The organism is Streptomyces piniterrae, from assembly GCF_005048155.1.
Taxonomy (GTDB): domain Bacteria; phylum Actinomycetota; class Actinomycetes; order Streptomycetales; family Streptomycetaceae; genus Streptomyces; species Streptomyces piniterrae.
The window spans coordinates 1-13,028 of sequence record NZ_SUMB01000014.1 but is presented as its reverse complement, the minus strand read 5'-3'; the positions used below and the strand labels follow the sequence as shown (position 1 = coordinate 13,028).

Sequence of the window (13,028 nt, the reverse complement as noted above, 5' to 3'; positions counted from 1 at the left end):
TCCCCCACCACAGCGCCCGTCCGAGCCCCTGTCAGAGCCCTCGATACGGGCCCACCCAGAGAGAAGCGCATCCATCATGAGCACCCCCAGCAGCGTAACTCCGTCCCGCCGCGGCATCCTCGCCGCGGGCGGCGCCGTCGGCATCGGCGCCCTGCTCGCCGCATGCGGCACCGAAAAGGGCTCAGGGGGCGCCAAGGGCGGTGCGAAGAGCGGCCCGTGGTCGTTCACCGACGACCGCAAGGTGAAGGTCTCGCTGGACAGTGTTCCGCAGCACATCGTCGCCTTCACCGGCACCGCGGCCGCGCTGCACGACTTCGGGATCGACGACCAGATCGTCGGCGTCTTCGGCCCGACCAAGCTCCGGAACGGCAAGGCCGATCCCCAGGCGGGCGATATCGACGTCGACAAGGTCACCATCATCGGCAACGCCTACAACCAGTTCAACATCGAGAAGTACGCCGGCCTGGCGCCCGATCTGCTGATCACGAACATGTACGAGCCGAACGCGCTGTGGTTCGTCCCGGACGACAGCAAGGAGAAGATCGCAAAGCTCGCCAAGAGCGTCGCCATCACCTCGTCCCGGGTGTCGCTCATCAAGATCATCGAGCGGTACGCCGAGCTGGCGGAGTCGCTCGGCGCCGACCTGAAGGCCAAGAAGGTCACCGATGCCAAGGCCCGCTTCGAGAAGGCCTCGGCGGCGCTGCGCAAGGCCGCCAAGTCCCACCCGGTCAAGGTCCTCGCCTGTTCCGGCAGCGCCGGGCTGTTCTACGCGTCCAACCCCGGCATCAACGCCGACCTCATGTACTACAAGTCCCTCGGCGTCGACCTGATCGTCCCGGACCACCTGGACAAGGGCGGCTACTTCGAGAGCCTGAGCTGGGAGAACGCCGACAAGTACCAGGCCGATGTGCTGCTGCTCGACAACCGCACCGCCACCCTCCAGCCCAAGGACCTCGCGGCCAAGCCCTCGTGGGCGAAGCTGCCCGCCGTCAAGGCCGGCCAGATCACGCCCTGGTCGAGCGAGCCGCGCTTCTCGTACGCGGGCGCCGCGCCGCTCATCGAGGCGCTGGCCAAGGCGATCGAGGGCGCCAAGAAGGTCAACTGACGGACAGCGCCGGACGCACAGCGCACCGGACGCACACCGACCAGACGCACAGCGCACCACCGGACAGCCATCACGGCTACAGCCATCACCGGACGCCCGTCGCCGGCGTCCGCCGCCCGTTCCCGGAGGTTCCCCACATGACCACGACCGCCGCACCCGCCACCGCGCCGTTCCGCTTCTTCGATGTGCACGTCGTCCGCACCCAGCGGCTCAGCACCTCCATGATCCGGGTCACCTTCGGCGGCGACCGCCTGGCCGAGCTGGTGTCCGGCGGTCGTGACCAGCGCTTCAAACTGTTCCTCCCGCAACCCCACCAGGACCGGCCGGTCTTCGCGGACATGGGCGACGGCTGGTACACCGCCTGGCGGGCGCAGGACCCGGCCGAGCGCCCGTTCATGCGGTCGTACACGATCCGCGAACAGCGTCACGATCCGGCGGAGTTCGACGTCGACTTCGCGCTCCACGGAGCGGGGACCACGGCGGCGGGCGGCCCGGCCGCCCGCTGGGCCGTCGGCGCACGCCCCGGCGACCGGCTGTGCGTCCTGGCTCCGGCCGTCGAGGACAACGGCGGCGTCGACTTCCGCCCACCGGCCGGCACCGACTGGATCCTGCTCACCGGCGACGAGACGGCGCTGCCCGCCATCGCCGGCATCCTGTCCTGGCTGTCCCCCGGCACCCGGGCCAAGGTCTGGATCGAGGTCGCGCACGAGGACGACCGGCAGCACCTGCCGACCTTCGCCGACGCGGACATCACCTGGCTCGTCCGGGACGGCCACGGCCACGGGGACACGGGCACCGCCCGGCGCGAGCCGGTCCTCGACGCCCTGCGCGCCGCCGAGCTCCCCGAGGGCACGCCGTACGCCTGGATCGCGGGCGAGGCCGGCACCGTCAAGGCGGTGCGCCGGCATCTCGTCGGCGAGCGCGGAATCGACCGCAGGGCCGTCAAGTTCACCGGCTACTGGCGACGCGGCGCCACCGAGGAGGACCTGCTCGCGGAGCTGACGGCGGGCACCGCGACAACCGACGAGGACTGAGCCGACGGCCGGGGGCCACAAGCCAGGAGCCAGGAGCCAGGAACCAGGAACCGCCGCAACGCCAGGGGCCCCGCTCACACCGAGCGGGGCCCCTGGCACACCGTCCCGCGCCCCACGGCGCGCGGCCTGTGGGGAGGCCGCGCCCCTCCCCCACAGCCCCGACCTGCCTACATCCCGACCTGCCCCAACGCCTTCCCCGCGTCCGCCCCGCAACGCCCCTCCCCCGCAGCCGTCCAGGCCGCCGCGCACAACGCCCGCAGCCCGTCCAGCGGCATACCGTCGCCATCCAGGACGAGCACCTCACCGGCCACCCGGGCCCGCCAGCCCCCGCACCGGAAGCCGCCGTCCGCCATGGGGGCACCTCCCTGCTCATGGGGGTCCCCCCGCTCGAACGAAGTTGAGAGTGGGGGAGGAGTTGAGAGCTTCGGGGACACGTCCGGCTGCGGTTCCAGCACCCCGCGCAGGTCCGCGTCGACATACGTCGGCCGGTGCTCAGGCGGCGCGGCCAGCAGCTCGGCCGCCGTCGTCACACCGGTGAGCACCAGCAGCGAGTCCACCCCGCCGTTGTAAGCGCCCTCGATGTCGGTATCGAGCCGGTCGCCGATCACCAACGGCCGCTTCGCCCCGGTACGCAGCACCGTCTCCCGGTGCATCGGCGGCTGCGGCTTCCCGGCCACCTGCGGCGTCCCGCCGGCTGCCGTCCGGACCACCTCGACCAACGCGCCGTTGCCCGGCGCGATCCCGCGCTCCTTGGGGATCGTCAGGTCGGTGTTGGACGCGAACCACGGCACCCCGCGCTGCACCGCGTACGCGGCCTCCGCCAGCCGCTCCCAGTCCAGCGCCGGGTCGTAGCCCTGCACCACGGCCGCCGGATCGTCGTCCGCGGACGCCACCGGTTCCAGGCCGCGCTCGCGCAGCGCCACCCGCAGCCCCTCGCCGCCGATGGCCAGCACCCGAGCGCCCGGCGGCACCTGCTCGGAGATCAGCCGCGCCACCGCCTGCGCCGAGGTGATCACGTCCCCGGGGCCGGTCGGCAGCCCGAAGCCGGAGAGCTGCTCGGCGACCGCCTCCGGGGTCCGGGAAGCGTTGTTGGTCACATATGCGAGGTGCATCCCGGCGTTCCGCGCGGCGGTCAGCGACTCCACCGCGTGAGCGATGGCCCGTCCGCCGGCGTAGACGACTCCGTCCAGATCCAGCAGCGCCGTGTCGTACGCCTCGCTCAGCGGGCGCTCGCACCCGCCGGGCCGACGCCGCACGCTCCCGCCCGCGACCCCGCGAATCTGCTCATTCATGCCGTCTCGCTCCTCATGACCGCCCGGCGCGCCGAGTCGTCCGGCCGGGGGGCCGCTCCGCATCACGGACCGTCGCCCACCGGGCCGCGCGGCTCGCCGTTCTCCGCCTCGCGCATACCGATATTTCCAGCCACCTGCGGGCTGTCCCCCCGATCATCCCTCACCCGTCAGGCGGCATAGCATTCTTCAATGACCAGTACCGACGGCCTCCGCCTCCTCCCCTTCCGCGGACTGCGCTACGCCCCGGACCGGGTCAGCAGCCTCACCGCTGTCACCTCTCCTCCCTATGACGTCGTGGTCCGGCCGGACGGCGTGCGCCACCTGGAAACCGCCGATCCGTACAACATCGTCCGGCTGATCCTGCCGCACGCCGCCGACCCCAGCACCCGCCACCGCCAGGCCGCCGACACCCTGCGCCGCTGGCGTGCGGAGGGCGTCCTGACGCAGGACGAACGGCCCGCGCTGTACGTCTACGAGCAGCGCGGCGGCGAGGTGCTCCAGCGCGGGCTGATCGGCGCGCTGTGCCTGGACGGTCCGGTGCTGCCGCATGAGGACGTCATCGCCGAGGTGGTCGAGGACCGGGCCGCCCTGATGCGGGCCGCGGCCGCCAACTTCGAGCCGCTGCTGCTCTCGTACCAGGGCCAGGGCACGGCGACCGGCGCCACCGCCGTCATCGAGCGCATAGTGCACGGCACCCCGCTGCTCGCCACCACCACGGAGGACGGCTTCTCGCACCGCCTGTGGGCGGTCACCGATCCCGCCGACCTCGCGGCCATCGACGACGATCTCGGCCGCCGGCAGGCCCTGATCGCCGACGGGCACCACCGCTGGGCGACCTACCAGCGGCTGTACGAGCAGCAGCCGGACGCCACTGCGGCGTCCCCCTGGGCCTCCGGCCTGGTCCTGCTGGTGGACACCGCCCGCTACCCGCTCCAGGTCCGCGCGATCCACCGCGTACTGCCGCATCTGCCGCTGGTGAAGGCGCTGGCGGGGCTGGGCGGCGCGTTCCGCGCACGGCCGCTTCCGGGCGGGCTGTCCGCGGCCCTGGAGGCCCTGGAGGAGACCCCCGGCAACGCCTTCGTCCTCGCCGAGGGCCCGGACACCTTCCACCTGCTGGACCGTCCCGATCCGGAGCTGCTGGACCGTACGATCCGCACCGACCGGCCCGAAGCCTGGCGGCGGCTGGACGCCACCGTGCTGCACTCCGCCCTGCTGGACGAGGTCTGGCGGATCCCTGACGACCCGTCACACATCGGCTATCTGCATCACGCCGAGGCCGCCGTCGAGCAGGCGGCGCGGCACGGCGGAACGGCCGTGCTGATGCGCGCCACCTCGGAGGACACGGTGCGCCAACTCGCCCAGGCCGGCGTGACGATGCCCCGGAAGTCCACGTCCTTCGGACCCAAGCCCGCCACCGGTCTGGTGCTGCGCACCCTGGACGACGCCGGGAACTGAACCCGCCCCATCCGCCCGCGGAGGCCCTGCCCGACGGCCCTCCGCGGGCACCCCGCACCCTTCTCCGGAGTTAGTTAGGTTAGGCTTACCTCACTACGTCGCCGGGCGGGTCTCCCCGCCCCTGCGCACACCTCTGCCTGCGCAGGACGTGGCCAACTCCGCACCAGGGAGGGCACCTTCATGAGCCTCCTCGCGCACCCCGCCGAGGACCCGTCGACCACCCGCACCACGGGGGCGACACATCACGCCAGAGTCAGCGCAGCGACCGGGGAAGATCCGGCCGAAAGCCCTGCCTCCGAGCCGGCCGACAGCAGGACATATCTCCTCAACAACGGCACGGCCGAGCGTTACCGCGGCGCGGTCACCGAAAGCGTCGAGCGGGTGACCGCCAAAATCGCCGCCACCGACCGCCCGTTCACCGGAATCTCGGTCGACGGCCTCACCCCGGCCGTCGCCGCGATCGACCTCGAAGCGCCGCTGCACGACCCGGCCGCCGCGCTCGACGAACTGGAGGACGTCTACCTCCGCGACGCCGTCTACTTCCACCACCCGCGCTACCTCGCGCACCTCAACTGCCCCGTGGTGATCCCCGCCCTCGTCGGCGAGGCGGTGCTCTCCGCCGTCAACTCCTCCCTGGACACCTGGGACCAGAGCGCCGGCGGCACCCTCATCGAGCGGCGGCTGATCGACTGGACGGCCCGCCGGATCGGCCTCGGGGAGCGCGCCGACGGCATCTTCACCAGCGGCGGCAGCCAGTCCAACCTCCAGGCCATGCTGCTCGCCCGGGACGAGGCATGCCGCCGGGAGCTGACCCGCGAGGGCGCGCGGACGGCCGCCCGGCGCGCTGATGTCCTGCCCCGGCTGCGCATCCTCACCTCCGAGTGCAGCCACTTCAGCATCCAGAAGTCGGCCACCCTGCTCGGCATGGGCCCCGAGTCCGTGATCTCCGTCCGCTGCGACGAGAACCGGCGGATACGCACCACCGACCTGGCCGCCGAACTGGCACGCTGCCACCGCGACGGGCTGATACCCATGGCCGTCGTCGCCACCGCCGGCACCACCGACTTCGGCAGCATCGACCCGCTGCCCGAGATCGCCGACCTGTGCGCCCGGCACGACGCCTGGATGCATGTCGACGCCGCGTACGGCTGCGGCCTGCTGGTCTCCCGCCGCCGCGAGCTGCTGACCGGCATCGAACGCGCCGACTCGGTGACCGTCGACTACCACAAGTCCTTCTTCCAGCCGGTCAGTTCGAGCGCCATCCTTGTCCGCGACCACGCCACCCTGCGGCATGTGACGTATCACGCGGACTATCTCAACCCCCGCCGGATGGCCGAAAAGCGTATCCCCAACCAGGTCGACAAGTCGATCCAGACCACCCGCCGCTTCGACGCCCTCAAGCTCTGGCTGACGCTGCGCACCATGGGCGCCAAGGCCGTCGGCGAGCTCTTCGACGAGGTCATCGACCGGGCCGCGGACGCCTGGAAACTCCTGCACGACGACCCCCGCTTCGAGGTCGTCGTCGAACCCCAGCTCAGCACCCTGGTCTTCCGCTACGTCCCCAGCGCCGACCGGGACCCGCAGCTCAGCGACCGCGTCAACCTGCACGCCAGGGAAGCCCTGTTCGCGTCCGGCGACGCGATCGTCGCGGGCACCGTCGTCGACGGCCGCCACTACCTCAAGTTCACCCTGCTCAACCCGGAGACCACGCTGGAGGACATCGCCACCGTCCTCGACCTGATCGCCGAGCACGCCGGCAGCTACCTGGCCGAGCAGCCCGAGCCGGCGCTCAGCGCCCGCTGACTCCCCCGTAGCCCCCTCTTTCGCAGTCACCCCCCATCGGAGACCCCCTCGTGTCCGCCCCATACGACTTCATCGCCATCGGCCTCGGCCCCTTCAACCTGGGCCTGGCCTGCCTCACCGAACCGATCGACGGACTCGACGGCCTGTTCCTGGACAACAAGGCGTCCTTCGACTGGCACCCCGGCATGATGCTGGACAGCAGCACCCTCCAGGTGCCGTTCATGGCCGACCTCGTCACCCTCGCCGACCCCACCTCCCCCTTCTCCTTCCTCAACTACCTCAAGGAATCGGGGCGGCTGTACTCGTTCTACATCCGCGAGAGCTTCTATCCGCTGCGCGCCGAGTTCAACGACTACTGCCGCTGGGCGGCCGGCAAACTCGACAGCATCCGCTTCGCCCACCAGGTCACCACCGTCGAGTACGACGAGACCGACGAGCTGTACGTCGTGCACGCCGAGCAGCTGCCGACCGGCGAACGGAAGACCTTCCGCGCCCGCAAGATCGTCCTTGGCACCGGCACCCCGCCGCACCTCCCCGAAGCCTGCCGGGGCCTGGGCGGCGACCTGCTGCACAACGCCGACTATCTGGACGCCAAGGCCACCCTCCAGGCCAAGGACAGCATCACCATCGTCGGCAGCGGCCAGAGCGCGGCCGAGGTCTACTACGACCTCCTCCAGGACATCGACAGCCACGGCTACCACCTGACCTGGGCCACCCGCTCCCCCCGCTTCTTCCCCCTCGAATACACCAAGCTCACGCTGGAGATGACCTCACCGGAGTACGTCGACTACTTCCACGCCCTCCCCGCGGCCACCCGCGACCGGCTCACCGCCGAGCACAAGAACCTCTACAAGGGCATCGACTCCGAGCTGATCAACGACATCTTCGACCTGCTCTACCAGAAGAACCTGGCCGGCCCCGTCCCCACCCGGCTGCTCACCAACACCGCGCTCCACCAGGCCGGTTACGACGAGACCACCGGCACCTACACCCTCGGCCTGCGCCAGGAGGAACAGGGCCAGGACTTCTCCCTCGACACCCAGGGACTGATCCTCGCCACCGGATACCGCTACCGCACCCCGGACTTCCTCGCCCCGCTCCACGACCGCATCGCCTGGGACGACGCCGGCCGCTACGACGTGGCCCGCAACTACAGCATCGACACCACAGGCCACGGCATCTACGTGCAGAACGCCGAGCTGCACACCCACGGCTTCGTCACCCCCGACCTCGGCATGGCCGCGTACCGCAACTCGTGCCTCATCCGCGAGCTGCTCGGCCGCGAGTACTACCCGGTCGAAAAGGCCATCGCCTTCCAGGAGTTCGCCGCCCCGGCCGGCCGGCACCACCTCATGGAGATCCCCGCATGACCACCCTCTTCACCCGCACCGACCCCGCGCTCGGGGAGTTCTCCGTACGCCCCGTCGACCCACCCGCCGACGCCGAGCTGCTGCACGGCTGGGTCACCCACCCCAAAGCCGTCTTCTGGCTGATGCAGGACCATGACCTCGCCGCGGTCGAGAAAGAGTTCACGCGGATAGCCGCCGACCCGTTCCACGACGCCTTCATCGGGCTGCACAACGGCACCCCGGCCTTCCTCGTGGAGCGCTACGACCCGGCCCACCGCGAACTGGTCGGCATCCACGCCGCCGAGCCCGGCGACGTCGGCATGCACTTCCTCTCCGCCCCCACCGACACCCCCGTACGCGGCTTCACCCTCGCCGTCATCACCACCGTCATGGAGATGCTCTTCGACGACCCGGCCACCCGCCGTGTCGTCGTCGAGCCCGACGCCCGGAACACCGCGGTGCACGCCCTCAACGAAGCCGTCGGCTTCGAGGTCGTCCGCACCGTCTCCCTCCCCTCCAAAGACGCCTACCTCAGCACCTGCACCCGCGACCAGTTCCTGGCCACCCGAGGAGACCACCGATGACCGCCGGCACCCAGCACACCGCCCAGGCCGCCGTCGCCCACCTCACCCCGGCCCTGTGGGCCAGGGCCAACCGCCTCCTGGTACGCAAGGCACTCGCCGAGTTCGCCCATGAGCGGCTGCTCACCCCGAAGCGGCTGCCGCAGGACGGCCACTACTCCGTACGCAGCGACGACGGCGCAACCGAATACCGCTTCGCCGCCCGCAGACAGACCCTGGACCACTGGCAGGTCGACGCCGACAGCATCACCCGCCACCGCGACCACACCGAACTCCCCCTGGACGCCATCGAGTTCTTCATCGAACTCCGCGGCTCCCTGGCCCTGGGCGAGGAGATCCTCCCGGTCTACCTCGAAGAGATCAGCTCCACCCTCTCCGGCACCGCCTACAAACTCGCCGCCGAGCAGCCCAGCGCCGCCGAACTCACCAAGTCCGGCTTCCAGGCCATCGAGACCGGTATGACCGAGGGCCACCCCTGCTTCGTCGCCAACAACGGCCGCCTCGGCTTCGGCATACACGAGTACCACGCCTACGCCCCCGAGGCCGCGAGCCCCCTCCGGCTCATCTGGCTCGCCGCCCGCCGCGACCACTCCACCTTCACCGCGGGCGCAGGACTCGACTACGACACCCTCATCCGCGAGGAACTCGACGAGGCGACCCTCGACCGCTTCGCGGCCACCCTCGCCGACCTCGGCCTCGACCTCGCCGACTACCACCTCATCCCCACCCACCCCTGGCAGTGGTGGAACAAGCTCTCCGTCACCTTCGCCGCCGAGGTCGCCCAGCAGCGCCTGGTGTGCCTGGGCCCCGGCGGCGACGACTACCTCGCCCAGCAGTCCATCCGCACCTTCTTCAACACCACCAGCCCCGCCAAGCACTACGTCAAAACAGCCCTGTCCGTCCTCAACATGGGCTTTATGCGCGGCCTGTCCGCCTCCTACATGGAGGCCACCCCCGCCATCAACGACTGGCTGGCCCGCCTCATCGCCGCCGACGACACCTTCCGGGCCGCCCGCTTCTCGATCATCCGCGAGCGCGCCGCGATCGGCTACCACCACCGGCAGTACGAGGCCGCCACCACCAAGGGCTCCCCGTATCTGAAGATGCTCGCCGCCCTGTGGCGCGAAAGCCCCGTGCCCACCCTCGAACCCGGCCAGCGCCTGGCCACCATGGCGTCGCTCCTGCACGTCGACGGCGACGGCAACTCCCTCGCCGCCGCCCTCATCGAGGAATCCGGCCTGGCCCCCGCCACCTGGCTCCGCCGCTACCTCGACGCCTATCTGACACCCGTACTCCACGCCTTCTACGCCTACGACCTGGTCTTCATGCCACACGGCGAGAACGTCATCCTGGTCATCGAGGACGGCACCGTACAGCGCGCGATCTTCAAGGACATCGCGGAGGAGATCGCGGTCATGGACCCCGACGCGGTCCTGCCCCCCACCGTCGAACGCATCCGCGCCGACGTCCCCGAGGACAAGAAGCTCCTCTCCGTCTTCACCGACGTCTTCGACTGCTTCTTCCGCTTCCTCAACGGCACCCTCGACGGCCTCGGCATCCTCGACGAGGACACCTTCTGGCGCACGGTCGCCGCCTGCGTCACCGACTACCAGGCGTCCGTCCCCCACCTCGCCGACAAGTTCGCCCAATACGACCTGTTCACCGAGGAGTTCGCGCTCTCCTGCCTGAACCGCCTCCAGCTGCGCAACAACCAGCAGATGGTCGACCTCCAGGACCCGGCCGGCGCCCTCCAGCTCATCGGCACCCTCCGCAACCCCCTGGCCCGTTACGCCCCCACCAGCTGACTGCCCCACAAACGACGAAGGGCGGGACCCCCACCGGGGATCCCGCCCTTCGTCACGTCACCGTGGCTCAGCCCTTCTCAGGCCGCTCCACATCCGCGTCGGCGTCATCGACATCGACATCGACGACTTCATCGGTCACATCGACATCATCCTCGACGGGCGACACCACAACCCCACGGCTGCCCTCATCCGTCTCGTCCACCTCATCCGCTTCCTCGATCTCCTCGATCTCCTCGATCTCATCGATCTCGTCGACCTCGTCAGCGTCCTCCAGCGCATCGGTGAACTCCACGCCGTCCAGCTCCGCAAGCCGGTCCGAGGCATCCGTCGTACCGCCCTGGTCCGCCTCCAGCGCCTTCGCGAACCAGTCGCGCGCCTCGTCCTCGCGCCCGACCTCCAGCAGCGCGTCCGCGTACGCGTACCGCAGCCGCGCCGTCCACGGGTGCACGGCGTTCGACGCCAGCTCGGGGCTCTGCAGCGTCACCACCGCCGCGTCCGCCTGGCCCATGTCCCGACGGGCACCCGCCGCGACCAGCCGCATCTCGACCTGCCCGGCTCGGTCCAGCTTCTGCACCTCGGGCTCACCGGCCATCGCCAGCGCCTTCTCAGGACGGCCGAGACCGCGCTCGCAGTCCGCCATGACGGGCCACAGCTCCACGCCGCCGTTCATCCGCCGCGCGGCGCGGAACTCGGCCAGCGCCTCGCTGTACTTGCCGACCGCGTACGCCGCGAAGCCGGCGGCCTCACGCACCGCCGCGACCCTGGACGCCAGCCGCAGCGCCACCCGCGAGTACCCGTACGCCCTCTCCGGCTCCTCGTCGAGCAGCTTCGCCACCATCACCAGGTTCTTGGCGACATCCTCGGCGAGCGTCTTCGGCAGGCTCAGCAGTTCCTGCCGCACATCCTTGTCGATCTCCTCACCGGTGACGTCCTCCGGAATCGGCAGCCGCTTGATCGGCTCCCGGTCCCGGTCGCGCCGGTCGTCACGGCGGTCGTCGCGACGGTCATCCCGCCCACGCCCGCCACCGTACGGCCGACGTCCCCCACGGTCGTCCCGCCGGAACCCACCGCGGTCGTCCCTGCGCTCATCCCGCCGGAACCCACCGCGGTCGTCCCTGCGCTCATCCCGCCGGAACCCGCCACGGTCGCCACCGCGGTCATCCCGACGATCGTCCCGCCGGTCGTCGCGACGGAACGCGGGACGCTCGCCACCGCGGTCATCGCGGCGGAAGCCACCCCGGTCACCGCCACGGTCATCACGACGATCATCGCGCCGGTCATCGCGACGGAACCCGCCACGGTCACCACCGCGCTCACCGCCACGGTCGTCACGCCCGCCGTAACCACCACGACCGCCACCCGGCCGACCACCACGATCATCCCGACGCTCATCACGCCGGAACCCACCACGCTCATCCTCACGACGCGGCCCACGCGGCCGCTCATCCCGACGATCATCACGCCGGTCATCCCGACGGAACGCGGGACGCTCCCCACCACGGTCATCACGGCGGAAGCCACCCCGGTCACCGCCACGGTCATCACGACGATCATCGCGCCGGTCATCGCGACGGAACCCGCCACGGTCACCACCGCGCTCACCGCCACGGTCGTCACGCCCGCCGTAACCACCACGACCGCCACCCGGCCGACCACCACGATCATCCCGACGCTCATCACGCCGGAACCCACCACGCTCATCCTCACGACGCGGCCCACGCGGCCGCTCATCCCGACGATCATCACGCCGGTCATCCCGACGGAACGCGGGACGCTCCCCACCACGGTCATCGCGCCGGAAACCGCCACCACGCTCATCATCGCGACGCGGCCCACGTGGCCGGTCATCCCGCCGGAACCCGCCGCGGTCGCCACCACGGTCGTCCCGCCGGTCATCCCGCCGGTCGTCACGACGGAAGCCGCCCCGGTCGCCACCTGACGGCCGGTCATCGCGACGGTAACCGCCGCGCTCGCCACCACGGTTGTCACGGCCCGCGTAGCCGCCACCGCCGCCCGACGGGCGGCCACCACGGTCGTTGTCGCGCCGCGGCCCCCGGTCATCACGCCGGAAACCACCGCGGTCACCGTCGTCGCGCCGCTGAGGCCGGCGCTCCCAACGATCGTCGGAAGAGTTGGTGGACATCGACGTGACTCCTGTCTTCGGTACTGCAGTCATTCTCACGCACCGACGACTTCGGCGCGCTTCGGCAAAAACAAAAAGGACCCCTGGTCCCAGCATGCACGCTGGGACCAGGGGTCCTGAAAGATTGTTCGGCGGCGTCCTACTCTCCCACAGGGTCCCCCCTGCAGTACCATCGGCGCGGAAAGGCTTAGCTTCCGGGTTCGGAATGTAACCGGGCGTTTCCCTAACGCTATGACCACCGAAACCCAATCGGGTTCGAGCGAACAAGCACACTCTTCAGTTAATTGAAGTGAAACTTGGTTCAACCGGTGCGACTGTTCGCAACCCGGGAACCACACAGTGGACGCGAGCAACTGAGGACAAGCCCTCGGCCTATTAGTACCAGTCAACTCCACACCTTACGGCGCTTCCATATCTGGCCTATCAACCCAGTCGTCTACTGGGAGCCTTAACCCCTCAAA

General features: G+C 70.4%; 9 protein-coding genes, 2 rRNA genes and 1 pseudogene. 7 read left to right on the top strand and 5 right to left on the bottom strand.

Annotated elements, in window-relative coordinates; genetic code table 11:
• Positions 1-76: 76 nt before the first annotated feature.
• Both FCH28_RS31905 and FCH28_RS31900 read left to right on the top strand, forming a co-directional pair.
• Complete coding sequence (locus FCH28_RS31905; RefSeq protein WP_136743692.1) at positions 77-1,105, top strand: ABC transporter substrate-binding protein; 1,029 nt, start codon at positions 77-79, stop codon at positions 1,103-1,105.
• A gap of 137 nt (positions 1,106-1,242) precedes the next feature.
• A complete protein-coding gene (locus FCH28_RS31900) occupies positions 1,243-2,139 on the top strand; it encodes a siderophore-interacting protein (protein ID WP_136743691.1) in 897 nt (298 codons plus the stop codon).
• A gap of 167 nt (positions 2,140-2,306) precedes the next feature.
• Here the strand turns inward: FCH28_RS31900 and FCH28_RS31895 are convergent, their stop codons facing one another.
• Positions 2,307-3,431 carry an HAD-IIA family hydrolase gene (locus FCH28_RS31895; protein ID WP_136743690.1) on the bottom strand — a complete coding sequence of 375 codons (1,125 nt, stop codon included), beginning with the start codon at positions 3,429-3,431 and terminating at the stop codon, positions 2,307-2,309.
• Between the two features lie 189 nt (positions 3,432-3,620).
• Between FCH28_RS31895 and FCH28_RS31890 the strand changes: the two genes are divergently transcribed.
• The 5 genes from FCH28_RS31890 to FCH28_RS31870 all read left to right on the top strand — a co-directional run bounded on the left by FCH28_RS31890 (position 3,621) and on the right by FCH28_RS31870 (position 10,424).
• The gene (locus FCH28_RS31890) at positions 3,621-4,886 is read left to right on the top strand and encodes a DUF1015 family protein (RefSeq protein WP_136743689.1); all 1,266 of its coding nucleotides are present in this window, start codon (positions 3,621-3,623) and stop codon (positions 4,884-4,886) included.
• Between the two features lie 180 nt (positions 4,887-5,066).
• Positions 5,067-6,689 carry a pyridoxal phosphate-dependent decarboxylase family protein gene (locus tag FCH28_RS31885; protein ID WP_136743688.1) on the top strand — a complete coding sequence of 541 codons (1,623 nt, stop codon included), beginning with the start codon at positions 5,067-5,069 and terminating at the stop codon, positions 6,687-6,689.
• Positions 6,690-6,739: 50 nt separating this feature from the next.
• On the top strand, positions 6,740-8,059 hold the full coding sequence (locus FCH28_RS31880) for a lysine N(6)-hydroxylase/L-ornithine N(5)-oxygenase family protein (protein WP_136743687.1): 1,320 nt from the start codon (positions 6,740-6,742) through the stop codon (positions 8,057-8,059).
• Positions 8,056-8,622, top strand: a complete 567-nt coding sequence (locus tag FCH28_RS31875; RefSeq protein WP_136743686.1) for a GNAT family N-acetyltransferase — start codon at positions 8,056-8,058, stop codon at positions 8,620-8,622. The genes FCH28_RS31880 and FCH28_RS31875 overlap by 4 nt, the downstream gene beginning before the upstream one ends.
• A complete protein-coding gene (locus FCH28_RS31870) occupies positions 8,619-10,424 on the top strand; it encodes an IucA/IucC family protein (protein WP_136743685.1) in 1,806 nt (601 codons plus the stop codon). Before FCH28_RS31875 ends, FCH28_RS31870 begins: the two co-directional genes overlap by 4 nt.
• A gap of 67 nt (positions 10,425-10,491) precedes the next feature.
• Here FCH28_RS31870 and FCH28_RS31865 read toward each other — a convergent pair whose 3' ends face one another.
• The 4 genes and pseudogenes from FCH28_RS31865 to FCH28_RS31850 all read right to left on the bottom strand — a co-directional run.
• On the bottom strand, positions 10,492-11,379 hold the full coding sequence (locus FCH28_RS31865) for a tetratricopeptide repeat protein (RefSeq protein ID WP_136743866.1): 888 nt from the start codon (positions 11,377-11,379) through the stop codon (positions 10,492-10,494).
• 18 nt (positions 11,380-11,397) lie between these two features.
• Positions 11,398-11,934 (bottom strand): annotated as a pseudogene (locus tag FCH28_RS40155) (hypothetical protein); the annotation flags it as partial.
• Between the two features lie 759 nt (positions 11,935-12,693).
• A 5S ribosomal RNA gene (gene rrf, locus FCH28_RS31855) occupies positions 12,694-12,810 on the bottom strand.
• 112 nt (positions 12,811-12,922) lie between these two features.
• Positions 12,923-13,028 (bottom strand): 23S ribosomal RNA (locus FCH28_RS31850); the annotation flags it as partial.